Here is a 24284-nt window from a genome sequence, read left to right on the forward strand (position 1 = left end):
CGACGGTACTATGACGGATATTTCTATCTTACCGGAAGAGCGCGGCGCACAGCGTTTCATCGGACGTGGCGCTCTTCTGTTCGTGCTGATCGTCGGGCTCCTGCCCAATCTCTTTTTTCTTTTGGTCATGCCGTTCTTCATCGCCGAACGGTTGATTACGCCGATGCTCTATGTGACTGCCGCGATTGCCGCACTCTTCCTGCCGCGTTTCGCAGTCTATGCTCTTTTCTTCATAATAGCCGTCATCGATCTCTGCCTTATCGTCATGGTGGCTTTTCACCTGCCGCTTGCCCTGGCGATCGATTCCGTGCGGTATATGGCGACGATCGACGTATCGGCTTCCAGTTTCTATGTGGCTGTCATAAGTATAAACCTCGCGCTTGCCCTGGTTTCTGCGTGGCTGTTCGATCGAACCCGCACCGAGATACGGTTGGCATCGCCGCTACCCGTGCTTCTTGTCGCATTGTCGCTCATGGCTGCGGACTTTCACTTCAACTTTCATTACTTCCCCAAGTCTACATCTGTTTTTGACAGCGCCGATTCCCAAAACGGGTTGAGTGCCGACGCGGTCGCCGCGCGCGGCGGTAAGCTGCTCATCGTGATGGTAGAGGAGCTCGGTGCTTTTGCTGATCCTGCAGAGAAAAAAATTCTCAGCAGTAAACTGGAAAAAGCCGCCTCACACGCTGGTTACACCTTCTCCAGTGGAACCACGCCTTATTCAGGCTCCACGACGGGTGCCGCGTCCCGGGAATTGTGTGGGCGCTGGGGTGATCATCGCGATTATATCGCTGGTGCCCATACGGACAATTGCCTGCCGAAACTTCTTCGTGAGCGGGGTTACGAGACTGTTGCCTATCATGGTTACACGTCCGACATGTTTGAGCGACACACTTGGTACCCCAATATCGGTTTCTCGGAATTCCATTCCATGGAAACGATGATCCGGGATGCGCCGATGCTGGCCGCGCGCCGTTGCGGCAGCGTTTTTCTCGGGTTGTGTGACAGCGATGTCGGCGCCTTGGTTCATTCCCGCCTACTTGAGCCGGGCGATAAACCGAAGTTTGTCTATTGGCTCACACTCAATTCGCATGTGCCGTTTGTCGCGAAGGACCGGGGAGCGCTGGGTTGCCGCACTGGGAATTCGCCAATTACAAACGCAACAGTGTGCGAACTGACAGAATTGTGGGGCGATGTTTTCGATGCCATCGCGGTGATAGCGGCTGATACTCGTCTTCTTCCTACAGATATTCTCGTCGTTGGAGATCATCATACTCCCTTGTGGGAGCGGGCCGCGAAGGATCGCTTCACACTCGGTCTCGTGGACTGGTACATGCTGCGAAAGGCGTCCTGACCTATTTGTCAAACAGCAGGCGAAGTGCCGTTTCCCAAGCGCTGAGCGGCGGAAGAATCCGTTAAAGCCTGCTTTCGCGGAAAATTGTTTCGCCTGCCGTGAGGCCCGCGACAGAGCCGTGTCTCGGATGCTCACCTGGCTGCCGGTATTGTCTGCCTCAATTCTTATTGCATTGGGGTGTTCAGATGAAACGCATTCTCCTTCTCGGCGCGGCCCTTCTCGGTCTTGCCGCTCCGATTTCCGCGCATGCCGCCGACAAGCTTTTGAACGCCTCCTATGACGTTGCGCGCGAACTCTTTGCCGCGGAGAACGAAGCCTTCGTCAAGCAGCATCCGGGCATTACGATCGACCAGTCACATGGCGGCACGTCCAAGCAGGCGCGCGCCATCGTGGAAGGCCTCGAGGCTGATGTCGTGACCTTCAACCAGGTGACGGATATCGACTTCCTCGTGAAGAACGGCTTCGTTGCGGAAGGCTGGCAGCAGAAGTTCCCGAACAATGCGTCGCCCTTCTACTCCTTCCCGTCCTTCCTCGTTCGCGCGGGCAATCCGAAGAACATCAAGGACTGGTCTGACCTTGCCCGCGACGACGTGAAGGTCATCTTCCCCAACCCGAAGACCTCGGGCAATGCGCGCTACACCTATCTGGCCGCCACTGCCTATGCCAAGGAAGCCTTCAACAACGATCCGGCCAAGGTCGAGGAATTCGTTACCAAGATCTTCGACAATGTCCCGGTCTTTGACACGGGCGGTCGCGCGGCGACGACGACCTTTGTGGAGCGCGAGATCGGCGACGTGATCATCACCTTCGAGGCCGAGACCAAGTCGATCGCCAAGCAGTATGGCGAAGACAAGTTCCAGAGCGTCGTGCCCTCCGTTTCGCTGCTTGCCGAGTTTCCGGTCGCAATCGTCGACAAGGTAGCGGATGCCAGGGGCAGCCGTGACCTCGCAAAGTCCTATCTGGATTTCCTCTATGCGCCCGAGGGTCAGAAGATCGCCGCCGAATTCGGCCATCGCGTCCATGACGAAAAGGTCGCTGCCGAATTCAAGGACCAGTTCCCGGAAATCCGCCTCGTGAATGTCGATGACGTGTTCGGTGGCTGGAAGAAGATCTCCGAAGAGCACTTCGCCGAAGGCGGCACGCTGGACAAAATCTACGGCAGCCGTTGATCCGTTCGACCATTGTTTGTAGGGCAACCGGTGGGCTAGAAACCCGCCGGTTGTTGCCATGAGAAAGGACCATGCGCTTGAGACGGCGTGTACTGCCAGGATTGCCGCTCGCGCTCGGCATCACCCTCGTCTATGTGGCCATCATCGTTGTGCTGCCGCTGGCCGCGCTCGTCTTCAAGGCGGCAAGCCTCGGGCCTGAGGATTACTGGCGGATCATTTCCTCCGACCGTGCGGTTGCGAGCTACCGCGTGACGGTCACCTGTGCGCTTGCGGCGACGGCGTTCAATCTCGTCTTCGGCCTGTCGCTTGCCTGGGTTCTCGTTCGCTACCGTTTTCCCGGCCGCCGCCTGGTCGATGCGCTGGTGGACCTGCCCTTCGCGCTGCCGACCGCCGTTGCGGGCATTGCGCTGACAACGCTCTTTGCCACCAATGGATGGTTCGGCGGGCCGCTATCGCTCATCGGCATCAAGGTCGCCTATACGCCGCTCGGCATCATGGTAGCCATGAGCTTCACGAGCATTCCTTTCATCGTGCGCACGGTTCAGCCTGTTCTGGAAGAACTCGACCCAGCTCTGGAAGAGGCGGGGCAGACGCTGGGGGCAGGCGATCTCTCGATCTTCGTGACCGTCATCCTGCCGCTGCTGACGCCGGCTCTGCTGGCGGGCGTGTCGCTGTCCTTTGCGCGCAGCCTTGGCGAATTCGGTGCGATCATCTTCATCGCCGGAAACCAGCCGTTCTCGACGGAGATCACCGCACTTCTCGCCTTCATCCGGCTTGAGGAATACGACTATCCGGCATCCGCCGCGATTGCCTCCGTGATGCTCCTGACGGCCTTCGTGATGCTGGCGATCACCAATTTCATGCAGGCCCGCGCCCTGCGCTACACGGTAAGGGGCTGACCATGGCGCATCATGGAAAAGGCAAGCCGCCGCGTGTGGGCGACCATCCGCTCTTCCGGCGCGCACTCCTCACATTCGTCCTCGTTCTCGTCGGGCTGATGATCGTCGCGCCGCTCGTCGTCATCGGCGTCGAGGCATTTTCGAAGGGCGTTGCATATTTCGGGGCATCCATCGCCGATCCCGATACCCGCCATGCCATCATGCTGACGGTGATCACGGCGCTGATCGCCGTGCCCGTCAACACAGCTTTCGGCGTGGCGGCGGCTTGGGCGATCACCAAACACGATTTTCCCGGCAAGCGATTGCTGACTGTCATCATCGAGATCCCGTTCTCGGTCTCGCCGATCGTCGCGGGCGTGGCCTATCTCTTCGTCTTCGGCCTCCAGGGCCTATTCGGCCATGCGCTGCAGGCGATGGAGATCAAGATCCTGTTTGCGCTGCCGGGCATTGTGCTCGCCAGCATGTTCGTCACCGCACCCTTCGTGGCGCGCGAACTGATTCCGCTCATGCAGGCGCAGGGGCGTGATCTCGAGGAAGCCGCAACCTCGCTTGGCGCCAGCGGATGGCGCACTTTCTTCTCAGTCACGCTGCCCAACATCAAATGGGCTCTGCTCTACGGCGTCGTGCTCTGCAATTCGCGCGTGATGGGCGAATTCGGCGCGGTCTCGGTGGTCTCGGGCAATATTCGCGGCCAGACGAACACGCTGCCGCTGCATATCGAGCTGCTCTATCACGATTACAACGCGGCGGGCTCGTTTGCCGCCGCATCCATCCTCGCCGGCCTCGCCATCGTCACGCTCGTCGTCAAGGTGGCGCTCGAGCGGCAGGGCGCGGGCCGCATCCAGCGTCCTTCTGCTCTTGCGGGCGCCGATACCGTCACTCCGGAGGTCAAACCGTGAAGATCCGCCTCGACAATGTGGTCAAAGAGTTCGAGACCTTTCGCGCCGTGCATGGCGTCTCGCTCGATATCGACAGCGGGGAACTGGTCGCGCTGCTTGGTCCCTCCGGTTCCGGCAAGACCACGATCCTGCGCATGGTCGCTGGCCTCGAATATGCCGATGCCGGCGCGATCTATTTCGGCGATGAGAATGCCACCGATATTCCGGTGCGCGAGCGCGGCGTCGGCTTCGTCTTCCAGCACTATGCGCTCTTCCCGCATATGACAGTCGGCGAAAACATCGCCTTCGGCATGAAGGTCTCGAAGATCAAGCGTTCGCCGCAGGCCATTGCCGCGCGGGTGAAGGAATTGCTCGACCTCGTGCAGCTGAGCGGCCTCAAGGATCGTTTTCCGGGCCAGATCTCCGGTGGGCAGCGGCAGCGCGTGGCGCTGGCGCGCGCGCTCGCCGTCGATCCGCGCGTCCTGTTGCTGGACGAGCCTTTCGGCGCGCTCGATGCCAATGTGCGGCGCGACCTGCGCCGCTGGCTGCGCAAGATCCATGATGAACTCGGCATCACCACGCTTTTCGTAACGCATGACCAGGAAGAGGCGCTCGACCTCGCCGACCGCGTCGTCATCCTCAACAAGGGCAAGATCGTCCAGGAAGGCACGCCCGAAGCGGTGTGCCGCAGTCCCGCCGATGCCTTTGTGATGAATTTTCTGGGTGACGCCAACCGTCTGGATGCCGATATCCGCGGCGGTAAGGCCCATGTCGATGGCATTGCGTTCGAGGCTGATGGAATTGCAGATGGCAGCGGGCAGATCCTGTTCCGCCCGGCCGATGTCACCTGGCGTGAGGACGGGCAGGGCATCGCCGCCAGCATCGTACGCGTGATCGACCGGCCGGATTCGCGCCGCGTGCTGGCGATGACGCGAAGCGGCCAGGCGGTGGAATTCGACACCGCGCCGGAGTTCCCGCACCGCAGAGGCGATGCGGGCTTCCTCGATATCCGCCGCCCGCGCGTTTACGCTGCGGCCTGACGTCAGCTCTTCGGGCTGGTCAGCGCTGCATTGATCAGCGCCTTGGCATCGTCGCTGTCCCAGGCGGCGGGCCCGTTCATGGCCGAGATCAGACAGCCCTTGTCGTCCATCAGGAGTGTGACGGGCAGGCCGAAGGCAAGGCCCTCCTTCTTCAGCGTGTTGAAGACGCCCATCGACGCATCGCGATAGTAGGCGAGCTCATGGACCCCGGTCTCATCGAGGAAGGTCTTCGGCTTCTCGTCGTCGCCGGTGTCGATGTTGATCGCCACGACTTCGAACCTGTCGCTGCCGAGGTCCTTCTCCAGCGCGTTGAGTGCGGGCATTTCCTCGCGGCACGGCACGCACCAGGTGGCCCAAAGGTTTACCAGCAGGGTCTTGCCCGCGAAATCGGCGATGGTCTTCTTCTTGCCGTCGGGGCCGTCGAAGACGAGTTCCGGCAGCGGACGGTGTTCGTCGACCGTGCTCATGGCGGCGACCTGTCCCTTAGAGAAGGGGGTGATGGCCTCGGCCTTGGCGGCGGTGAGCGGGCAGGCGGCGGGATCGACAGACGCGACAGCACCCGTGGCATTGCCAGACAGGCTCTCCGTCACGTATATCGCAGCACCACCGGCGAGAAGTCCGGCAAGGCCGGCAATGGCGATGAGCTTTCCTGCCGGCAGGCCGAAGGTCTTCTTTACTGACATTTCATTCTCCAGGACACTTTTCCAGGCAGGCACCCATGGCAGACGGCACTTCCGAGACGAAATCCTCGAACCAGATGTGGGGCGGCCGCTTCGCCTCGGGACCGGATGCGATCATGGAGGAGATAAATGCCTCCATCGGCTTCGACAAGAAGCTTTATGCCCAGGACATCCGCGGCTCAAAGGCGCATGCGGAAATGCTCGCCCATCAGGGCATCATTTCGGCGGACGATAAGGAAAAGATCGTTCACGGTCTCGACACGATCCTGTCAGAGATCGAAAGCGGCAATTTCGAATTTTCGCGAAAGCTCGAAGACATCCACATGAATGTCGAAGCGCGGCTTGCCACGCTGATCGGCCCGGCTGCCGGCCGCCTGCACACGGCCCGCTCGCGCAATGACCAGGTGGCGCTCGATTTCCGCCTCTGGGTGAAGGAAGAGCTGCAGAAGACCGAGAAGGCGCTGACCGGCCTGATCGCCGCCTTCCTCGACCGCGCGGAAGAGCATGCCGAAACCGTCATGCCCGGTTTCACCCATCTCCAGACCGCCCAGCCGGTGACCTTCGGCCACCATTGCATGGCCTATGTCGAAATGTTCGGCCGCGACCGCCAGCGCGTGCGCCACGCCATCGAGCATCTCGACGAGAGCCCGATCGGTGCGGCAGCACTTGCCGGCACCGGCTACAATATCGATCGCCACATGACGGCAAAGGCACTCGGCTTCCGCGAACCGACGCGCAACTCCATCGACACGGTCTCCGACCGCGATTTCGCGCTGGAGTTTCTCTCCATCGCGGCCATTGCCTCGGTCCACCTGTCGCGCCTTGCGGAAGAAATCGTCATCTGGTCGACGCCGCAGTTCGGCTTCATCCGCCTGTCGGATGCCTTCTCGACCGGCTCCTCCATCATGCCGCAGAAGAAGAATCCCGATGCGGCGGAACTGGTGCGCGCCAAGACCGGCCGCATCAACGGGTCGCTGATCGCGCTCTTGACCGTGATGAAGGGCCTGCCGCTCGCCTATTCCAAGGACATGCAGGAAGACAAGGAACAGGTCTTCGACGCCGCCGAGAGCCTGGAACTCGCCATTGCCGCGATGACCGGCATGGTGCGCGACATGGCCATTCGCACCGACAAGATGAAGGCTGCGGCCGGTTCCGGCTACTCAACCGCTACTGACCTCGCCGACTGGCTGGTGCGCGAGGCGGGCCTGCCGTTCCGCGACGCGCATCATGTGACGGGCCGCGCCGTGGCGCTGGCGGAAAGCAAGGGCTGCGATCTCGCCGAACTGTCGCTGGAGGAGTTGCAGTCGATCCATGAGGCGATCACCGCCGATATCTTCAACGTGCTGACGGTCGAGGCTTCGGTCGCCAGTCGCAAGAGCTATGGCGGCACGGCGCCGTCAGAGGTTCGCCGGCAGATCGCCTGGTGGCGGCAGCGCAACTGATCAAGGCGCTTGCAGGACCCATCAGCAGATTAAGGGTGCACAAGGGCGGGCGAATTCGCTAAGGATGTTGCCCACTCCACCCGGCAATTCCAGGGAACGTTCATGACACGCATCGACATCGGCAAGCTGGCGCTCGTGCTCTGCCTTTCTGCAGCGGTTCTGACGGCGTGCGGCCGCAAGGGCGACCTCGAGCGACCCGGCGTGCAGCCGGCCGTGACGACCGTCGACGGCAAGAAGGTCGAGCAGGTTGAAGATAGGCGCTTCCTTCTCGACCCCCTTCTCTAATTTTTCCTAACGCGATTCCGAACGACGTTGGCTTTGCCGGAATTGCCCTGAATGGACTGCAAGCGTGAATCATTTCGAGCATCGTGACGGTGTCCTCCATGCGGAGGACGTGCCGGTTCCGGAAATCGCCAAGGCGGTCGGCACACCCTTCTATGTCTATTCGACGGCAACGCTGGAGCGGCACTTCAAGGTGTTCTCTAAGGCCTTCGACGGCGTCGATGCGCTGGTCTGCTACGCCATGAAGGCAAATTCCAACCAGGCGGTGCTGAAGACGCTCGCCCGGCTCGGCGCCGGCATCGATGTGGTTTCCGAGGGGGAACTGCGCCGCGCACTCGCGGCAGGTGTCCCGGCCTCGCGCATCATGTTCTCCGGCGTCGGCAAGACGCCGCGGGAAATGGATCTGGCGCTTGAGGCCGGCATCTACTGCTTCAACGTCGAATCCGAGCCTGAACTTGAGGTTTTGAACGCCCGTGCTGTGAAGGCCGGTAAGGTCGCGCACGTTTCCTTCCGCATCAATCCCGATGTGGACGCCCGCACCCATGCGAAAATCTCGACGGGCAAGAAGGAAAACAAGTTCGGCATCTCCTGGGAGCGCGCGCGCACCGTCTATGCCCGCGCCGCGACGCTGCCCGGCATCAAGGTGACCGGCATCGACATGCATATCGGCAGCCAGATCACCGAACTGCAGCCCTTCGATGACGCGTTCCGGCTGCTGCGCGAACTCGTCGAGACGTTGCGTGCCGATGGCCATGCGATCGATCACGTCGATGTCGGCGGTGGTCTCGGCATTCCCTACAAGACGGACAACGCGCCGCCACCGCTGCCGGATGCCTATGCGGAAATCGTCAAGAACCAGCTCAAGGGACTCGGCTGCAAGATCGTCACGGAGCCCGGCCGCCTGATCGTCGGCAATGCCGGCATCCTCGTTACCGAAGTCCTCTATGTGAAGGACGGCGGGGAGAAGACCTTCGTCGTGGTCGATGCGGCGATGAACGATCTCATTCGCCCGACGCTCTACGAGGCCTGGCACGAAATCCAGCCGGTCGTCATTTCGGCGGCCAATGCGCCTCGCATCCGCGCGGATGTCGTCGGCCCGGTCTGCGAGACGGGCGATTATCTGGCGCTCGACCGTGAAATGGCGGTGCCGAAGCCGGGCGATCTCATCGCCGTCGGTTCGGCCGGTGCCTATGGCGCGGTCCAGGCCGGCACCTACAACAGCCGTCTTCTCGTCCCTGAAGTGCTGGTCAACGGTTCGGAATTCCACGTCATCCGGCCGCGTCCCACCTATGACGATCTGATCGGTCTCGACTCGCTTCCGGCCTGGCTTGCCTGACCTGCCGGCCGAAGATGCCGTTCACGATTTTGCGCGCGCCCTCGTCTTCGCCACAAAGCGTGTTATCCTCGAAGGCCTGACAACAGGCGACGGCGAGCGGTGAACGATGGCAATTGAAGAGCAGCGCAAGAGGGAGGCGACCGGCAATCCGCTGGGGCGCCGGCTTGCGGGCAAGCGCCTCGCTGCCAAAGTCGTGCTCTATCTCGAGGCGTTGGCGCCGCGGCTTCTTCCGGTCCTGCTGCTCGTGGCGGGTTTCCTTGCGCTGACCTGGTTCGGCTATTTCCGCCATGTGCCGGCCTGGCTGCATATTGCAACGCTGGCCGTCTTCGCCCTCGGCGCAATCCTCCTGCTTCTGCGGCTGCGCGGTCTGGTCTGGCCATCGGTCGATGCGGCCGATCGCATGCTGGAGGGGCGCAATGCGCTCGCCCACCAGGCTATCCGCGTGCAGGACGACCGGCCGGCCGGTGGCGATGCCTTCGCGGATGCCTTATGGCGCGAGCACCAGGCGCGCATGGCCCGCATGATCGGTGCCCTGCGTACCGGCGCGCCGGAGCCGGACATCGCGCGTCACGACCGCCATGCGCTGCGTGCGCTGCCTGTGCTTCTTGTCGTCATCGCCTTTGCCTTCTCCTATTCCAACCGCGGCGGCCTTCTGGCCGATGTCGTTTCCATCCGCGCGCCTGCCGAGACCACGCCGGATGTGCGCATCGACGCTTGGGTAACGCCGCCGGCGCATACGTCGCGCGCGCCCGTCTTCCTCACCGGAAACGGTCAGGGGGAGGCGGTGACGGGCGACGTCCGTATTCCGCAGTTCAGCGAGCTGACGGTTCGTGTGACGGGCGGCAGCGGCAACGAGCAGGCAACCTATCAGGCCGCGGGCGAGACGACCGCGACGGCCATCCGCCCGGAGGAGGCCAAGCCGAAGGATGAGACGGCGGCGGCCGCCAAAACGGACACCACGCCAGCGGTTGCGGTCGCGAATGCCGCGAGGACCATGCATTACAGCATCCAGAAGGACGGCACGCTGACGGTCGACGGCCGCTCATGGACGTTCAGCGTCATACCTGATCGGGTGCCCGAAATCGCCTTCGACGGCATTCCCAAGGCCACCGTTACGGCGGCGCTGGATATCAGCTTCATCGCCAAGGACGATTACGGGCTTCAGGAGGCCCATGCCGAGATCGTGCCGGTCGATCAGCCCACGGAGGCGCGGCCGCTCTATCCGTTGCCCGAATACAGGCTCGACCTGCCGCGCCGCGTGGCGCGCGAAGCAAAGGGCACGACCAGCCGCAACCTTTCCGAACATCCCCTGGCCGGCAAGCGCGTGAAGATCACGCTCGTCGCCAAGGATGCGGCGGGACAGGAGGGCCGCAGCCAGCCCGTGGAAATGGTATTGCCGGCAAAGGCCTTCTTCGAGCCGTTGGCCGCGGCCGTCGCCGAACAGCGCCAAGTTTTCGCTCTCGACGCCAATCAGCTGCCCCATGCCATTGCGCTCAATGAGGCGCTGATGATCCGGCCGGAAGAGACCATTCCGAACCCCACGCATTATTTGCTGCTGCAATCGGCCAATGCCCGCATGAAACTCGCCCGGACGGACGACCAGTTGCGCGAGGCGGCGGATTACCTCTGGGAAATCGCGCTCGGCATCGAGGATGGCAACCTGTCGCTCGCCGATCGCCGGCTGCGCGACGCGCAGAAGGCGCTGTCGGAGGCGCTTGAGCGCAATGCGCCGGACGAAGAGGTCGCAAAGCTCATGCAGGAGCTGCGCGAGGCGATGCAGGCCTATATGCAGGAGCTTGCCCGGCAGGCCGCCAAGAACGGACAGTTGCGTGAGAATGCGCAGCAGCAGGGCCGCATTCTGCGGCAACAGGATCTCCAGCGCATGATGGACCAGATCGAGAACCTGGCGCGCTCCGGCGCTCGCGATCAGGCGCAGCAGATGCTCTCCGATCTCCAGCGTATGATGAACAACCTGCAGGCCGGCCGACCGCAGCAAGGCCAGCAAGGTCAGCAGAACGACGCCATGCGCCAGCAGATGGACAAGCTCGGCGAACTCATGCGCAATCAACAACAGCTGATGGAGCAGACCTTCAAGCTCGACCAGGCGCTGCGGGATCGTCAGCAGATGGGCGACCCGATGCCGGGCGAGGACGGGGAGCAGCAACAGCAGGAAGGCGACAACGGTGCCGGCCAGCAGGACACGGACCGGATGACGGCCGAACAGTTGCGTGATGCACTAAAGAAGCTGAGGGAGCAGCAGGACGCGCTCGGCAAACAACTCGGGGAGGTCGAGCAGGCCCTGAAGGGCATGGGGCTCGATCCCGGCGAAGGTTTCGGCCAGGCCGGCCGCGAGATGAAGGGCGCATCCGAAGCGCTGGGCGAAGGCCAGGGTGAGCCGGCCGTCGGCAGCCAGGGCCGCGCGCTGGAGGCGCTGCGTCAGGGCGCGCAGAGCATGATGAGCCAGATGCAGGCGATGGGCGAAGGCCAGGGACCGGGTATGGGTATTCCGCAGGCCGGGCGCAACGGTCGCGACCCGCTTGGCCGTGATCGCAATGTCAATGGTCGTGGACCGGACACCGGCGGGCCGACCAAGATTCCGGAAGAGATCGATATTCAGCGGGCGCGCGAAATTCTCGATGAAATCCGCCGCCGCCTCGGCACGGGTGCTGCGCCGGGCTTCGAGCGGGATTATCTGGAGCGGTTGCTCGGCATTCGTTGAGCGTGGGTGATCAGGCGGCGAGCGCCTGCGCTACGGCGCGGCGGATATCCGGCAGGCTGAAGGGCTTGCTCACGACATCTACGATCTTCGACGAGAGGTCGTCGGCGCGTTCGCGCTGTTCGGCATAGCCGGTCATGAGCAGGATCTTGAGGGCAGGGTGCGCGGCGGATGCCTTATGCGCGAGTTCGATGCCGTCCATGACAGGCATGCGGATATCGGAAAGCAGGAGATCGAAACCGCCTTCGGTCAGGGCGTCGAGCCCTGCGGCGCCATCGGGCGCTTCCACGGTCTCATGACCATCCAGCCGCAATGCGCGCGCCACGAAGAGACGCAGCGAATCCTCGTCTTCCGTGATCAGGATCTTCGCCATCATGTTCCCTTTCAGTCAGTCCGGTACGACAAGACCAGACTTTCCTTGTCGATCGGTAAACGAACGACGGGGGGAATTAGCGTGCGGTGCGTTTTCCCCTTCTATTCCGCGTCGCCCGTAACGACGCCCACGAAGGGCAGTTCGCGGAAGGCATAGGCGACGTCCATGCCATATCCGACAACAAAATGATCCGGACATTCGAAGCCGACATAGTCCGCTTCCAGGTCCGTCTTGCGCTTCTCGCGCTTGTCAAGCAGCACCGCAATGGTGACATTGCGTGCGCCGCGCTCGTACATGAGCTCCTTGGCGTAGCTCAGCGTGCGGCCGGATTCCAGGATGTCGTCGATGAGCAGGATATCGCGGCCATGCACGTCGCTGTCGATGTCCTTGATGACCTTCACGCCCTGCGAGACCGTGCCCGCGCCGTAGCTTGAAAGCGTGATGAACTCGACTTCCGGAGCGAGACCTGCGGCGTGCAGTGCACGGGTGAGATCGGCCGCAAAGATGAAGGAGCCCTTCAGAACGGCGATGACGAGGAGATCCTGCGTCGGGCCGGAGGCGATCTGTGCGGCAAGCTCCTCGTTGCGCTTGGCAATCTGCCCGGCATCGTAGAGCGTTTCGATCTTCTTTCCGCGGACAATCTGCATCGCTTGGCGGCTCCCTGAATGGATATGAAGGAGCCGATTAGCACAGTCAGGTGGCCGGTGCACCCTCGCGGGCGAGGGAAACCGAGACTTTCGGTACTTTTCCGCCGCTGTGCGGGATGCGCAGCGCGAAGTGCTCGGCGCCACCGGGCGCGATCGTTTCGGCATCGAGCACGACGCGGCGCGTCCCACTGCCTTCCAGCATAACGTCGAGCGGTGGCACGATCTTCACGCTGTCACCCGTATTGGCGAGGCGGCCATAAACGGTGAGAACTTTCATGCCGTTGCGGTCATCGACCATCGCGGAAATATCGGTAAGGCGCAGCAGATCGGCCTGCGCCGTCGGCAGGATGGCTGCCTTGAGCGCGGTCAGCCCGCCGGCAAAGGCGAAGACGAAGAGAAAGGCAAGCGCGACGAGGCCGGCAAAGGCGCGGCCCGGAAGGCGCTGCAGCCCGGCTTCGCAAAGGCGGGCGCATGTCGCACCCAGCCGGAACAAAGGATGGTCCGACATGGGGCGGGCGTTTGCGGCTGGGTGCCTGCGATGATTGTCGTTCGACGTCCGGGCGGCGCTGCTGCGAATCACCACGAAGTCGGCGTCCACCACTTCTATTCTTCTGGAAAACCGCGGGGCGCGATTTGCGGCCTTCGTGCCGGGTTCGGGCGGCAGGACGTCGACCCGGCTTTTCGCTTCGCGCTTGATTTTGAAGGCGTTCATCGCCACCTCCCGTCGCCGGCTTCCCGCAAATCCTAGGCGAAAAGTCGGGCATTGAATGAAATCCTTACGAAACGTAAACCATACTGGTTAATGCTTCGGAAACCTGACCGTGAAAGAGCCGCTTTCCTGTGCGACGTCGGCCGCGGTACCGCTGGGTGATCGTCTCTAGAACCGGATTGGCCTTTGATTCACTTCGAGAATGTCGGACTGCGCTATGGAATGGGACCGGAAATCCTCCGTGACCTGACCTTCGATATTCCGCGTCGCTCCTTCCAGTTCCTCACCGGCCCGTCGGGTGCGGGCAAGACGACGCTTTTGCGTCTGCTGTTCCTGTCGCTTCAGCCGACGCGCGGCATCATCCGCAGCTTCGACCGCGAAATCTCGACCATCCCGCGCGACGAATTGCCGATGCTGCGCCGGCGTATCGGCATCGTCTTCCAGGATTTCCGCCTGCTCGATCACCTGACGACCTACGAGAACGTCGCGCTGCCGCTGCGCGTGCGCGGCAAGGAGGAGATCAGCTACCGCGCCGACGTGCTGGAACTCCTGAAGTGGGTGGGGCTAGGCGAGCGAATCAATGTGCTGCCGCCTGTCCTGTCTGGTGGGGAAAAGCAGCGTGCGGCCATCGCACGCGCGCTCATCGACCGGCCGGAACTGCTTCTGGCGGACGAGCCGACCGGTAACGTCGATCCGCCAATGGCAAGGCGGCTGCTCAGCCTCTTCCTCGAACTCAACCGGCTCGGCACGGCCGTGGTGATCGCCACGCACGACCTGTCGCTGATGGATCAGGTTGAGGCGCGGCGCATGATCCTCTCGCAGGGACGGCTCGACATCTATGACTGACATGCGCGACACCGCCGAGACCGAGCAGCCGGCCCGCCGGCCGGAAATGCGCGTGCGGCCCACGGCGCCCATCGTGCCGCCGTCCAACGTGTCCGGCAACGCGCTGATGCTGGTCATCGCCATCATGGCCTTTCTTGCCTGCCTCACCTTCGGTGCCGTCAGCATGGTGCGCGCAACGGCCGCGAGCTGGCAGAGCGAGATTTCCCGCGAGATCACCATCCAGATCAAGCCGGACGACAATCTCGACATGGAACAGGCGCTGAAAGACGCGCGCGATCTTGCGCTGACCTTCACCGGCACGCGGGACGGCACGATCGTCGACAAGGCTGCCACCGCGCGTCTCCTGGAGCCCTGGCTCGGTGACGGGCTGGATATCGACGAGCTGCCGGTGCCGCGCCTCGTCATCGTCACCATCGACGAGCAGAGCCCGCCGGATTTCACCGCGATGCGGGCAGCGTTGTCGCAGAAGATCCCCCAGGCTTTCCTTGACGATCACCGCACCTGGGTCGACCGCCTCGTGGCCATGGCGCGAACGACCGCCTTCATCGGCACCGGCGTTCTCGTTCTGGTGTTTTCGGCCATGGTGCTGACGGTCGTCTTTGCCACCCGGGGCGCGCTTTCGGGAAACCGGCATATCGTGGAAGTGCTGCATTTCGTGGGTGCGGAGGCGGGTTTCGTCGCCTCCGAATTTCAGAAACACTTCCTGAAGATCAGCCTCAAGGGATCGCTTGCCGGCGGCTTGCTGGCCGCCTTGTTCTTCGCCATTGCGGGTTTCTGGCAGGGGCGGGCGATCGCCACGCCCCAGAGCGATCAGGCGACTGCCCTGTTCGGCAGCTTTTCCATGGGGCTTACGGGCTATCTAGGCATTGCAGGAACCATCGCGGTGATCGCGCTCCTCACCACGCTGACGGCCCGCTTCACGGTGATGCGCACGATCCATGAAATCGACCAAATCCGCTCGGATCCATCCCGTACCGATCAACTGCCCGATTCCTAATGCGCGCCCGGTCTACCATCGCTGCGAAACGGACTAGGGGTTGCCTTAATCCGGTTCTATGGACAGAATCATGAACATGCTGGATCAGACGAAGGCCGGCATGCCCAACGGGCTGCTGCGGGACGGACGACGGAGGCGGAAAGGCCCCGTGCGACTGCTGGTGCGCGCCATTCTCGCGGCCATCCTGCTGGCCGCCATCCTCGGAAGCGCGGGCTTCCTGTATTTCGCTGAAACGGTGGCCGGGCTGGAAACGCCTGGCGATCCCAAAGCCGACGCCATCGTCGTGCTGACCGGCGGCTACCAGCGCATCGACCACGCCATCGACCTTCTAAAAAAGGGGGCCGGCGGGCGCCTGCTGATTTCCGGGGCCAATCCGTCGACAAGCGGCAACCAGCTGCGCAAGCTCACGCAGAGCTCCTCCACATTGTTCGAGTGCTGCGTCGACATGGGCTACGATGCCATCGACACGGTCGGCAATGCCAATGAGGCGGCGCGCTGGATCAATGACCATCGGTTCCGGCGCGTTCTCGTTGTCACCAACAACTATCATATGCCGCGCAGCCTGCTCGAGTTGAAGGCCAGCGATCCGCAGACCGAATTCATTGCCTATCCCGTCGTCAACACGGATCTCAAGAACGGCAACTGGCTGCGCCAGCCGGGCGTGCTGAAGGCGATGCTTTCCGAATATGTGAAGTACAGTCTCGCGCAGATAAGGGCGTTTGCCGGTGCGCGCAACTGGTCCGGCCTTCGGGGCGATATCGAAGGCGGCTGACATCGATCAGGCGGGAGTTTCCCCGTCCGGCAATATCGTGTAGGGCGGGAGCATGTTCCGTTCACAGGCCGCCCGATGATCGCTTTTCGCTCCGTGCTTTTCAACGCCGTCTTCTATCTCAATCTCATCGCGCAGATGATCGTCTTCACGCCGATCTACTTCCTGCTGCCGCGCAAGAAGGCCTATTTCGTTCCCAAGTTCTGGGCGCGCAGCAACCATTGGCTTTTCAAGGTCATCGTCGGCACGACCTTCGAGATCGAGGGGCTGGAGAACATTCCGGCGGGCGGCTACATCTTCGCACCGAAGCACCAATCCTTCTGGGATGCCTATGCTCTGCTGCCGTGGCTCAGCGACCCGTTCTACATTCTCAAGCGCGAGCTGACCTGGATCCCGCTGTTCGGCTGGTACATCAAGAAACAACGCATGGTGCCCGTGAACCGCGGTGCGCGCGGCAAGGTGATGACCGCAGTAATGGAGCGCACCAAGGCGGAAATGAATGCCGGGCGCCAGCTGATCATCTATCCGGAAGGCACGCGCCGTCCCCCGGGTGCGCCCCCGGAATACAAGTATGGCATCGCGCGGCTCTATCGCGATCTCCAGGTGCCGGTCGTGCCCGTCGTGATGCATCCGGGCCTGTTCTGGCCGCGCCGCAAGTTCATCCGCCAGCCGGGCCATTTCAAGGTACAGATTCTGCCCGCCATCGCGCCGGGCATGGATCCCGATGCATTCCTCGCCCATCTCGTCGACGTCATGGAGACGGCCAGCGACAAGCTGCTCGTCGAGACGGTCGAGGCCAATCCGCATCTCATGCTGCCGCCGACAGCCATCAAGCGACTGGCGGAACTGAAGGCGGGAACGCCCGGTCAGGCGGAGATGCGGGTGTAAAGGCCTTCCGCCGTGCGGCCGACATCCTCCAGCCAGTGGTCGCGGATGCCCATGTCGCGCAGGTGCGACAGCGTGTTGCGCACGTAATCCATATTGTGCCCCGACTTGCCGACGGCGGTGCTGATGGTCCGCGCCGCCTCGTCGACGGACAGCGATCCGGCGAACTGGTGATGGGCACGGTCGCAGATATAGGTGAGCGTTGAAACGCGCCGCCCGTCGCCGAGCGTGGCAGGGAGCGTCCGCTCCTTGTAGACGTGTGTCACAAGTTCGCGCTCGCGCAGATAGTCGACGACGGCGTCCCGGGCGTTCGGCGCAACGCGAAAGGCCACGCCACGGCAAGAGCCGCCCCGGTCGAGGCCGAGTACCAGGCCGGGTTTTTGCTCGGTGCCGCGATGGACCCAAGAGCGCACGCACAGCGAACGGCGGAAGCCGAAAAGATGAGCCGGCTGTCGTTCCTCGTACTCGAAGCCCGGATTCCACATCAGCGATCCGTAGCCAAACACCCAGAATTCGTTCATATCCACCGTCACCGGGACCATCTCTCTAAAAGCCGCCGCAATTGCCGGCTTTGACGCGCATTCGGACAAATCGAGTCCGCTACCATTGGAGAACAGTATGGCATCGTCAAGCCGCGCCGACACATCCGGCGTTACACGCAAGCTCATCCTGCTTGCCGTTGCCATCGTTGTCGCTGTCGCGCTCTATACGGGCGGATGGTTTTATGCCGCAAGCCAATTGAAGGAGCGCATCGCGCAGGAGCTTGCCGCGTCCCAGCAGGGCATGCATGCTGCGTCGTGCACGGACCTGTCGGTGCGTGGCTTTCCGTTCCGTATCGGCGTTTTCTGTGATTCCGTCGGCCTCGATGATCGTCCGGCGGGTCTTTCGGCGAGCTTCGGTGCGCTGCGTTCGGCGGCGCAGGTCTACCGGCCGGGGCATGGGATCATCGAACTCGACGGGCCCGCGCAGGTTCGCGTGACGCCCGATCTCGCCTTTGACGCGAACTGGGACCTGATGCGCGCGAGCGTGGTCGCGTGGACGACCGGCCTCGACCGAGCCTCCATCGCCTATGACGGCCTGAAGGGCCGGCTGAATGCGCCTTCGCAGGGCGTTTCCGTGGGCGTTTCGGTGACGCATGGCGAACACCATGTGCGGCAGTCGGGCGAGGCGCTCGATGTCGCAGCGTCGCTGGACGAGCTTTCGCTCGATCTCGGCAACAAGACGCTGCCGCCGTTCAACATGGCCGCCGACATGACGATCGCCAATGCGGCGAGCTGGCTTTCGAAGGAAGGCCCGCCGGCCGGCTTGCCACTCGGCACGACCGCGGAGCTGCGTGCCCTGACATTCGATCTCGGCGAGGGCCGGACGATGACGCTTTCGGGGCCGGTTTCCATCGGTGACGACGGCTACGTCTCCGGCACTGTCGACCTCACCATCGAGGGTATCGACCTGTGGCGGGACCGGATCTCAGAGACGTTTCCGGAGGCGGCCAAGACTGTGAAGCGTGTGGCGAGCGCGCTGCGCGCCCTGTCGGGCGGGCAGGACCGGGCCGTGGTCAAGCTCAATGTGCAGCAGGGCACCGTCTATCTCGGGCCGTTCGCGGTCGCGGAAATCCCGCCGCTCTGATCAGGCCTTTTCGTCGGGACCGGGGCGTCCGAAGTTCGGCGCCGACGTATCCTGACCCGCGTCGATGATCGAGCGACGGATAGCGCGGGTGCGGGTGAAGAGATCGAAGAGTTTCTCGCCGTCTCCCCAGCGAATGGCGCGCTGCAGATAGGCCAGGTCCTCCGAGAAGCGGGCGAGCATTTCGAGGATCGCGTCCTTGTTGTGCAGGCACACGTCCCGCCACATGGTCGGATCTGAGGCGGCAAGGCGCGTGAAATCGCGAAAGCCGGATGCGGAATATTTGATGACTTCCGATTCGGTGACCGTCTCCAGGTCGTCGGCGGTGCCGACGATGTTGTAGGCGATGATATGCGGCAGGTGCGAAACGATGGCGAGCACCTTGTCGTGATGCTCCATGTCCATCTCGTCCACCTTCGAGCCGAGCGCCTCCCAGAAGGCGGCAAGCTTGCGCTTGGCGTCCTTGTCGGTGCCGTGCACGGGGGTCAGGATGCACCAGCGGCCCTGGAAGAGCTCGGCAAAGCCGGCGTCCGGGCCGGAATGCTCCGTACCCGCCAGCGGGTGGCCGGGGATGAAATGCACGCCCTTGGGGATATGCGGCAGCATCTGCGCCACGACGGATGCCTTGGTGGAGCCGACATCGGTGACGATGGCGCCCTGCTTGAGGTGCGGTGCGATCGCCTCTGCGACCTTGCCGGACGCGCCGACAGGAACCGAGACGATGACGAGATCGGCGCCCTCGACGGCCTCGCCGGCGTCGAGCACGTAGTCGGTGCCGAGGTCAAGCTCGCGGGCGCGGTCCAGCGTCTCCTGGCTGCGGCTGGAGATGACGACGGATTTGGCAAGGCCCTTGAGCTTGACAGCGCGGGCGATGGACGAGCCGATGAGGCCGATGCCGATCAGTGCGATCTTGTCGAAATGTCCGTCCGTCATGATGTCTCGCCTTTAGCTCTTTCCCGCCCGTCTAACGGGCAGGCCCGCTTTTGTCGAGAGGATCAGCGCGGCAGGCGGTCGCGCGTGGTCGGCACGCCTTGGGGCGCCAGGACGGGAACGAAGACGCGGCGCGATGCGCGTGCGGCAACCGGCAGGCCCTGGTAAAGCCGCTTCTGCGCCTCCACCACGATGACGCCGGAGAACATCGGCCACAGCATGCGCCCCAGCCGCTCGAAGGCGCCGCGCAGTTTCTGCACGCTGCGCAGCTTGGACGGCGGGAAGAACAGCGCTTCTGCAGATGCGCCGGGGGTGAAATTGGTTTCGCGCAGAAGCGCCGTTAGCTGGCCGCGCGAATAGGGACGCCCGGAGCCGAAAGGCGTGTGCTCCATGCGGGCCCACACGCCACGCCGGTTTGGCACCACGATGACGAGGCGTCCGCCGGGCGACAGGACGCGCCACAGCTCCTTCATGGTTTCGCGGGGGTTTTCGGCGAATTCCAGCGAATGGACCATCAATATGCGGTCGACGGAGGAATCCGGCAGCGGCAACTCCTCGTCGAAGACGAGCGCGGTGGCCGACATCTCTCCCGCAGGCCAATTCACAGCGCCCTGGCCGGCGGGCATGAAGGCGAAGGTGCGTTCTGTATCGACACGGAACCGGTCGAGATAGGGCACGGCATAGCCAAGGCCGACCAGCCGCTCGTCCGGCAGGCGCGCCCAGAGCGAAGCGAGCGCCATGGAGATGGAATGGTCGGCGAGGCGGCCAAGCGACGAATGGTAGAACTCACGGAGGTCAACGATATCTGCATGCATGGCAAGGATGTTAGCGATGGGCCGGTAGACTTCAAGGGCGATTGCCTTACATTCGCCCTGACCGATGCCCCGTGAATGACCCCGTGAATACAAGGACTGCGCCATGACCCCGCTCGAAATCGAACTCTTTTCCTGCCGCAGCGACAATTTCGGCGTGCTCCTGCACGATCCGGCGACGGGGGAAACGGCGAGCATCGATGCGCCGGAGGAGCAGGCGATCCTCGATGCGCTTGCCCGGCGCGGCTGGACGCTCAGCCACATCTTCACGACCCATCATCATCAGGACCATGTGGAGGCGAACGGCGCGCTCAAGGCGCGTTTCGGCGTGACGATCATCGGCCCGGCGCATGAAGCCATACCGGGTCTCGACCGCAAGGTGGAGGATGGTGACAGCTTCACCTTCGCCGGCCGGCCTGTCGATGTCATCCTGACGCCCGGCCACACGCTCGGGCATATTTGCTTCCACCTGCCGCAGGACAAGCTGCTGTTTGCGGCCGATACGCTCTTTGCGCTCGGCTGCGGCCGGCTCTTCGAGGGGACGCCGGCGCAGATGTGGGATTCGCTTTCGAAGCTCGCGGCGCTGCCCGATGACACGGTGGTCTATTTCGGCCACGAATACACGCTGTCCAATGCGCGTTTCGCACTGACAGTCGATCCTGACAATGCCGCTCTGCGGGCTCGTGTCGAGGACGTGGAGGCCTTGCGGGCCAAAGATGCCTTCACGGCGCCGACAACGATCGGTCTGGAGAAGGCGACGAACCCGTTCCTGCGTGCGGCCGATCCCGCCATCCGGCAACACCTCGGCATGAAGACGGCGAGCGATGCGGAAGTCTTTGCCGAGATCCGCGCCCGCAAGGACCGGTTCTGAGATCAGGCCGGGTTGGCGGCCGTTTTGCGGAAGATCATGTTCTTGGCGGCCAGCATCGCGCCGCCTGTCACGAGCAGGCAGGCGATGCCGATGCTGAGCGACGGTTCGGCGAAACCGGACACGATGAGCACCAGCGTCGAAAGAAGCGGCGCGCTGTAGCTGGCTGCGCCAAGGATCTGGATATCGCCGTTCTTCACGCCGAAATCCCAGGCATAGAAGGCAGCCCCCACGGGCAGCAGGCCCAGGCCGGCGATGGCCAGCCATTCAGATCCGGTCTGCGGCCAGACCGTCGTCTCGAGTGCCAGATGGCACATCAGGGAGAGGATGGAGGTCGCAATGCAGAAACCGGTCACCACATCCGTCGAGACCGCCTCGAAACGCCGGGTAATAAGCGAATAGCCTGCCCAGGTGAAGGCGCAAAGAAAGGCGGCGCCGTAGCCGACAAGATAGGCGCTGTCGAAGGAAACGCCGTTGCGCCCCACGATGAGCGCCGTACCGCCCAGGCCCAGCAGTGTGCCGAGAATATGGTTCCATTTCAGGCGCTCGCCCGGAAGCAGCGCGGAGCCGGTGACGATGAGGAGCGGCCAGAGATAGGCGATCAGGCTGGCCTCGACGGCCGGCGCGTTGCGCAGTGCGGTGAAGTAGAGGAAATGATAGCCGAACAGGCCCAGGATGCCGGTGATCCATAGCTTTGCCGGCTGCTTAAGCAGGCGCACACGCTGCGGCCGGGCCAGCAGCACCACGATGCCGGGCAGGCTGCCGATGAGAAAGCAGATCGCCGAAAGCTGGAAAGGCGGCATTTTGCCGGATGCTGCGGTCAACAGCGCAAGCAGCGCCCACATCAGGATCGCGGTAAAGCCGATCAGGGTTGCACGCGTCTTCAAGGCCGATGTCTCCGGTCTGCCGAGCGGGGCTCGATCGACCGAAGGCTCAGTCGCCGAAGCGGGTGGCCGATACGGTGACGGGACCGAGCTTGGTCGGAATCTTCACATAAACAGGAGCATATACATTCGCCGCCTCGGCCTTGGCAAACCAGATTTCCATGGTGCTCAGCCGGCGCAGATATTCCACGTCCTCGCGGCCCTTCCTGTAGCCAGATTTCGGGATGAAGCGAATGCCGCAGACCGTGACCTCGCCCGCAAAGCCCTTGGTGGTATAGGACCGGGTGCCCTTGGACGTCAGGCGCAGATCGAGACGCGATTCGCCATCGAAGATCGGCAGGGTCTTGGGGCAGATGCGGTTGCCGGCGGGAATGATGAGGCCGGAAATGGGGTCCAGCACTGAGCGCATATCGGCGGTGGAAACCGGCACCCAGTTTTCCGGCTTCTTGCGCGGCGGCATCATGCTGGCATTGACGACATTGCCGTTGCGGAAGGTGACGTCGATGGCCCGGCCGCGCTTGCCGCTCTGGTAGTTGACCGAGTAAGACGTCGCGCGCAGCCTGTCGCGGCTGACGATGCCCGAGACTGAGGTCGTGCCCTTCGTCCTGGCAAAGATATCGGCAAGGCCGGCGGAGCTCATGCTGCCGGAAATGGAATAGCGCCGTCCGTCAAAGGCGGATTGGAAGCTCGCCGTCGCCACTGGAAGGCCGGAAAGGCGGATGCTGTAGTCCGTGCGATGCAGGATTTCTTCCGCCGAAACGGGTGCCGCGCTCACCGTCAAGGCAAGCGACGCGACCGCACCGGCAACCCAACCCTGCTTGTTCATCTGGACGCTCCCGTTCAAACGCTTCGCCTAGCCTGCCATTGCGGCGATTATACGCCGTGGAGAATTTCAGCGTGTTCTGCTATTCCCGCGAATCGTGTGGCTTGGCAACTGATTTCCAGCCTGTGCGCAGGTTTGGCTTGACGTCGCCGGTCAGTGTGACTATAGAACCGCAACTTTCCAAAAAGGCCAGACGGACTGCGGCCGGTTTCGCTGCCGGAAACGTGTTGTCCTGAACAAGAACAAATAGGTGTACCATGTCCCGTAGTTGCGAATTGACCGGCAAGGGCGTCCAGTCGGGCAACAATGTGAGCCACGCAAACAACAAGACGAAGCGCAAGTTCCTGCCGAACCTGTGCAATGTCACGCTGATTTCCGACGCCCTCGGCCAGCGTTTCCGTCTTCGCGTTTCGGCTGCTGCCCTGCGCTCCGTCGAGCACCGCGGTGGCCTCGACGCCTTCCTTCTGAAGGCTGAAGAGAACGAACTGTCGATGCGCGCTCGTCTGCTGCGCCGCCAGATCGCCAAGAAGACCGCTGCTGCTGCCTGATTCCAGGCGCTGAGCAAACGTATTCTCATTGAGGCTTGACCGTTCATCGGGCAGGCCTCAATGCGTTGAGAAAATCATTGTCAATCCAACTGGTGGCATCACCCAGGATAAAAAAATGCAAGCGAACCGCATTACCCTTATCTATGTCCTCCTGATGACCGCCGTGGTCGTCGCCTCCAACGTGCTGGTGCAATACCCGCTGTCGGGAGAGCTGTTCGGCATCGCGCTTGGCGATCTCCTGACCTATGGCGCCTTCACCTATCCCGTCGCCTTTCTCATCACCGACCTGACGAACCGGCAGTTCGGCCCGCGCGTTGCGCGCCGTGTCGTCGCCGCGGGTTTTGTGGTGGCGGTGGCCTTCTCGTTTGCCGTATCCATGCCGCGCATCGCGATTGCCTCGGGCTCGGCGTTCCTCGCCGGCCAGTTGCTCGATATCGCTGTCTTCAACCGGCTGCGCAGGCAGAGCTGGTGGCGCGCGCCGCTGATCGCCTCGCTGATCGGCTCGGTTCTGGACACGGTGATCTTCTTTTCCTTCGCCTTTGCGCCGTTCTTCTCGATCTTCGGGCCGAATGACGATTTCGCGATCGCCTGGGCGCCGGTTCTCGGCATCTTCCATGCCGAGGCTCCCCGCTGGATTTCATGGGCGATGGGCGATTTCTCGGTGAAGGTGCTCGTCGGCGTGGTCATGCTGCTGCCCTATGGCGCGCTGATGACCAGGCTGAAGCCGATGCCGGGTATCGAAAAAGCGGTCTGAGAACCGTTCCTGACCAGATGACA

At 62.8% G+C, this 24284-nt stretch carries 26 protein-coding genes; 17 read left to right on the top strand and 9 right to left on the bottom strand.

Going from position 1 to position 24284, the window contains the following annotated elements; translation table 11 throughout:
• Positions 1–10: 10 nt before the first annotated feature.
• The 5 genes from MKI86_RS12030 to MKI86_RS12050 all read left to right on the top strand — a co-directional run bounded on the left by MKI86_RS12030 (position 11) and on the right by MKI86_RS12050 (position 5337).
• Positions 11–1351: a sulfatase-like hydrolase/transferase gene (locus tag MKI86_RS12030; protein WP_241601126.1), complete on the top strand. Its 1341-nt coding sequence runs from the start codon at positions 11–13 to the stop codon at positions 1349–1351.
• Positions 1352–1536: 185 nt separating this feature from the next.
• The gene (cysP, locus tag MKI86_RS12035) at positions 1537–2520 is read left to right on the top strand and encodes a sulfate ABC transporter substrate-binding protein (RefSeq protein WP_241601128.1); all 984 of its coding nucleotides are present in this window, start codon (positions 1537–1539) and stop codon (positions 2518–2520) included.
• 71 nt (positions 2521–2591) lie between these two features.
• On the top strand, positions 2592–3419 hold the full coding sequence (gene cysT, locus MKI86_RS12040; protein WP_241601130.1) for a sulfate ABC transporter permease subunit CysT: 828 nt from the start codon (positions 2592–2594) through the stop codon (positions 3417–3419).
• Between the two features lie 2 nt (positions 3420–3421).
• Positions 3422–4318: a sulfate ABC transporter permease subunit CysW gene (cysW, locus tag MKI86_RS12045; protein ID WP_241601131.1), complete on the top strand. Its 897-nt coding sequence runs from the start codon at positions 3422–3424 to the stop codon at positions 4316–4318.
• Complete coding sequence (locus MKI86_RS12050) at positions 4315–5337, top strand: sulfate/molybdate ABC transporter ATP-binding protein (protein WP_241601132.1); 1023 nt, start codon at positions 4315–4317, stop codon at positions 5335–5337. Before cysW ends, MKI86_RS12050 begins: the two co-directional genes overlap by 4 nt.
• 2 nt (positions 5338–5339) lie before the next feature.
• On the opposite strand, the gene tlpA is transcribed toward MKI86_RS12050, so the two are convergent.
• Entirely contained in the window at positions 5340–6020 is a 681-nt protein-coding gene (gene tlpA / locus MKI86_RS12055; RefSeq protein WP_241601133.1) for a thiol:disulfide interchange protein TlpA, read from the bottom strand.
• Positions 6021–6055: 35 nt separating this feature from the next.
• Here tlpA and argH point away from each other — a divergent pair, with 35 nt between their 5' ends.
• The 4 genes from argH to MKI86_RS12075 all read left to right on the top strand — a co-directional run bounded on the left by argH (position 6056) and on the right by MKI86_RS12075 (position 11796).
• Positions 6056–7459, top strand: a complete 1404-nt coding sequence (argH, locus tag MKI86_RS12060; RefSeq protein ID WP_241601134.1) for an argininosuccinate lyase — start codon at positions 6056–6058, stop codon at positions 7457–7459.
• A 102-nt stretch (positions 7460–7561) separates the two neighbouring features.
• Positions 7562–7744 (top strand): LPS translocon maturation chaperone LptM, encoded by a 183-nt coding sequence (lptM, locus tag MKI86_RS12065; RefSeq protein WP_241601136.1) that lies wholly within the window; start codon positions 7562–7564, stop codon positions 7742–7744.
• Between the two features lie 64 nt (positions 7745–7808).
• Positions 7809–9077 carry a diaminopimelate decarboxylase gene (gene lysA / locus MKI86_RS12070; RefSeq protein WP_241601137.1) on the top strand — a complete coding sequence of 423 codons (1269 nt, stop codon included), beginning with the start codon at positions 7809–7811 and terminating at the stop codon, positions 9075–9077.
• 106 nt (positions 9078–9183) lie between these two features.
• A complete protein-coding gene (locus MKI86_RS12075; protein ID WP_241601138.1) occupies positions 9184–11796 on the top strand; it encodes a TIGR02302 family protein in 2613 nt (870 codons plus the stop codon).
• 10 nt (positions 11797–11806) lie between these two features.
• On the opposite strand, the gene MKI86_RS12080 is transcribed toward MKI86_RS12075, so the two are convergent.
• The 3 genes from MKI86_RS12080 to MKI86_RS12090 all read right to left on the bottom strand — a co-directional run bounded on the left by MKI86_RS12080 (position 11807) and on the right by MKI86_RS12090 (position 13525).
• The gene (locus MKI86_RS12080) at positions 11807–12166 is read right to left on the bottom strand and encodes a response regulator (protein WP_241601214.1); all 360 of its coding nucleotides are present in this window, start codon (positions 12164–12166) and stop codon (positions 11807–11809) included.
• 101 nt (positions 12167–12267) lie between these two features.
• Positions 12268–12813: a hypoxanthine phosphoribosyltransferase gene (hpt, locus tag MKI86_RS12085; RefSeq protein WP_241601140.1), complete on the bottom strand. Its 546-nt coding sequence runs from the start codon at positions 12811–12813 to the stop codon at positions 12268–12270.
• Between the two features lie 46 nt (positions 12814–12859).
• Positions 12860–13525 carry a hypothetical protein gene (locus MKI86_RS12090; RefSeq protein ID WP_241601141.1) on the bottom strand — a complete coding sequence of 222 codons (666 nt, stop codon included), beginning with the start codon at positions 13523–13525 and terminating at the stop codon, positions 12860–12862.
• Between the two features lie 183 nt (positions 13526–13708).
• Between MKI86_RS12090 and ftsE the strand changes: the two genes are divergently transcribed.
• The 4 genes from ftsE to MKI86_RS12110 all read left to right on the top strand — a co-directional run bounded on the left by ftsE (position 13709) and on the right by MKI86_RS12110 (position 17022).
• Positions 13709–14368: a cell division ATP-binding protein FtsE gene (ftsE, locus tag MKI86_RS12095; protein WP_241601142.1), complete on the top strand. Its 660-nt coding sequence runs from the start codon at positions 13709–13711 to the stop codon at positions 14366–14368.
• Positions 14361–15365, top strand: coding sequence for a cell division protein FtsX (locus MKI86_RS12100; protein WP_241601144.1), 1005 nt, complete (start codon positions 14361–14363; stop codon positions 15363–15365). The genes ftsE and MKI86_RS12100 overlap by 8 nt, the downstream gene beginning before the upstream one ends.
• A gap of 70 nt (positions 15366–15435) precedes the next feature.
• Positions 15436–16137 (top strand): YdcF family protein, encoded by a 702-nt coding sequence (locus tag MKI86_RS12105; RefSeq protein WP_370879955.1) that lies wholly within the window; start codon positions 15436–15438, stop codon positions 16135–16137.
• Positions 16138–16212: 75 nt separating this feature from the next.
• Positions 16213–17022, top strand: a complete 810-nt coding sequence (locus MKI86_RS12110) for a lysophospholipid acyltransferase family protein (RefSeq protein ID WP_241601145.1) — start codon at positions 16213–16215, stop codon at positions 17020–17022.
• On the opposite strand, the gene MKI86_RS12115 is transcribed toward MKI86_RS12110, so the two are convergent.
• Entirely contained in the window at positions 17001–17552 is a 552-nt protein-coding gene (locus tag MKI86_RS12115) for a gamma-glutamylcyclotransferase (protein WP_241601146.1), read from the bottom strand. The genes MKI86_RS12110 and MKI86_RS12115 overlap by 22 nt on opposite strands.
• Positions 17553–17637: 85 nt before the next feature.
• Here MKI86_RS12115 and MKI86_RS12120 point away from each other — a divergent pair, with 85 nt between their 5' ends.
• Complete coding sequence (locus MKI86_RS12120; RefSeq protein WP_241601148.1) at positions 17638–18645, top strand: DUF2125 domain-containing protein; 1008 nt, start codon at positions 17638–17640, stop codon at positions 18643–18645.
• Here MKI86_RS12120 and MKI86_RS12125 read toward each other — a convergent pair whose 3' ends face one another.
• Both MKI86_RS12125 and MKI86_RS12130 read right to left on the bottom strand, forming a co-directional pair.
• Entirely contained in the window at positions 18646–19575 is a 930-nt protein-coding gene (locus MKI86_RS12125) for a prephenate/arogenate dehydrogenase family protein (protein ID WP_241601149.1), read from the bottom strand.
• Positions 19576–19637: 62 nt separating this feature from the next.
• Positions 19638–20387: a class I SAM-dependent methyltransferase gene (locus MKI86_RS12130; RefSeq protein ID WP_241601216.1), complete on the bottom strand. Its 750-nt coding sequence runs from the start codon at positions 20385–20387 to the stop codon at positions 19638–19640.
• A 103-nt stretch (positions 20388–20490) separates the two neighbouring features.
• Between MKI86_RS12130 and gloB the strand changes: the two genes are divergently transcribed.
• Complete coding sequence (gene gloB, locus MKI86_RS12135) at positions 20491–21255, top strand: hydroxyacylglutathione hydrolase (RefSeq protein WP_241601150.1); 765 nt, start codon at positions 20491–20493, stop codon at positions 21253–21255.
• A 2-nt stretch (positions 21256–21257) separates the two neighbouring features.
• On the opposite strand, the gene yddG is transcribed toward gloB, so the two are convergent.
• Both yddG and MKI86_RS12145 read right to left on the bottom strand, forming a co-directional pair.
• Positions 21258–22139: an aromatic amino acid exporter YddG gene (gene yddG, locus MKI86_RS12140; protein WP_241601151.1), complete on the bottom strand. Its 882-nt coding sequence runs from the start codon at positions 22137–22139 to the stop codon at positions 21258–21260.
• A 46-nt stretch (positions 22140–22185) separates the two neighbouring features.
• On the bottom strand, positions 22186–22962 hold the full coding sequence (locus MKI86_RS12145; protein WP_241601152.1) for a DUF3108 domain-containing protein: 777 nt from the start codon (positions 22960–22962) through the stop codon (positions 22186–22188).
• 254 nt (positions 22963–23216) lie between these two features.
• On the opposite strand from MKI86_RS12145, the gene rpmB reads away from it, so the two are divergent.
• Together rpmB and MKI86_RS12155 are read left to right on the top strand one after the other, a co-directional pair.
• The gene (gene rpmB, locus MKI86_RS12150; protein ID WP_064331573.1) at positions 23217–23507 is read left to right on the top strand and encodes a 50S ribosomal protein L28; all 291 of its coding nucleotides are present in this window, start codon (positions 23217–23219) and stop codon (positions 23505–23507) included.
• A gap of 115 nt (positions 23508–23622) precedes the next feature.
• Positions 23623–24261: a VUT family protein gene (locus MKI86_RS12155; RefSeq protein WP_241601153.1), complete on the top strand. Its 639-nt coding sequence runs from the start codon at positions 23623–23625 to the stop codon at positions 24259–24261.
• The last annotated feature ends 23 nt before the right edge of the window (positions 24262–24284 follow it).

The sequence above is a fragment of the Shinella sedimenti genome (assembly GCF_022601905.1).
Lineage (GTDB): Bacteria > Pseudomonadota > Alphaproteobacteria > Rhizobiales > Rhizobiaceae > Shinella > Shinella sedimenti.

Coding starts and splice junctions, on each gene's coding strand:
- MKI86_RS12030 (WP_241601126.1), top strand. CDS start 11: ATGACGGATATTTCTATCTTACCGGAAGAGCGCGGCGCACAGCGTTTC.
- cysP (WP_241601128.1), top strand. CDS start 1,537: ATGAAACGCATTCTCCTTCTCGGCGCGGCCCTTCTCGGTCTTGCCGCT.
- cysT (WP_241601130.1), top strand. CDS start 2,592: ATGCGCTTGAGACGGCGTGTACTGCCAGGATTGCCGCTCGCGCTCGGC.
- cysW (WP_241601131.1), top strand. CDS start 3,422: ATGGCGCATCATGGAAAAGGCAAGCCGCCGCGTGTGGGCGACCATCCG.
- tlpA (WP_241601133.1), bottom strand. CDS start 6,020: ATGTCAGTAAAGAAGACCTTCGGCCTGCCGGCAGGAAAGCTCATCGCC.
- argH (WP_241601134.1), top strand. CDS start 6,056: ATGGCAGACGGCACTTCCGAGACGAAATCCTCGAACCAGATGTGGGGC.
- lptM (WP_241601136.1), top strand. CDS start 7,562: ATGACACGCATCGACATCGGCAAGCTGGCGCTCGTGCTCTGCCTTTCT.
- MKI86_RS12075 (WP_241601138.1), top strand. CDS start 9,184: ATGGCAATTGAAGAGCAGCGCAAGAGGGAGGCGACCGGCAATCCGCTG.
- MKI86_RS12080 (WP_241601214.1), bottom strand. CDS start 12,166: ATGGCGAAGATCCTGATCACGGAAGACGAGGATTCGCTGCGTCTCTTC.
- hpt (WP_241601140.1), bottom strand. CDS start 12,813: ATGCAGATTGTCCGCGGAAAGAAGATCGAAACGCTCTACGATGCCGGG.
- MKI86_RS12090 (WP_241601141.1), bottom strand. CDS start 13,525: ATGAACGCCTTCAAAATCAAGCGCGAAGCGAAAAGCCGGGTCGACGTC.
- MKI86_RS12100 (WP_241601144.1), top strand. CDS start 14,361: ATGACTGACATGCGCGACACCGCCGAGACCGAGCAGCCGGCCCGCCGG.
- MKI86_RS12105 (WP_370879955.1), top strand. CDS start 15,436: ATGAACATGCTGGATCAGACGAAGGCCGGCATGCCCAACGGGCTGCTG.
- MKI86_RS12110 (WP_241601145.1), top strand. CDS start 16,213: ATGATCGCTTTTCGCTCCGTGCTTTTCAACGCCGTCTTCTATCTCAAT.
- MKI86_RS12120 (WP_241601148.1), top strand. CDS start 17,638: ATGGCATCGTCAAGCCGCGCCGACACATCCGGCGTTACACGCAAGCTC.
- MKI86_RS12125 (WP_241601149.1), bottom strand. CDS start 19,575: ATGACGGACGGACATTTCGACAAGATCGCACTGATCGGCATCGGCCTC.
- MKI86_RS12130 (WP_241601216.1), bottom strand. CDS start 20,387: ATGCATGCAGATATCGTTGACCTCCGTGAGTTCTACCATTCGTCGCTT.
- gloB (WP_241601150.1), top strand. CDS start 20,491: ATGACCCCGCTCGAAATCGAACTCTTTTCCTGCCGCAGCGACAATTTC.
- MKI86_RS12145 (WP_241601152.1), bottom strand. CDS start 22,962: ATGAACAAGCAGGGTTGGGTTGCCGGTGCGGTCGCGTCGCTTGCCTTG.
- rpmB (WP_064331573.1), top strand. CDS start 23,217: ATGTCCCGTAGTTGCGAATTGACCGGCAAGGGCGTCCAGTCGGGCAAC.
- MKI86_RS12155 (WP_241601153.1), top strand. CDS start 23,623: ATGCAAGCGAACCGCATTACCCTTATCTATGTCCTCCTGATGACCGCC.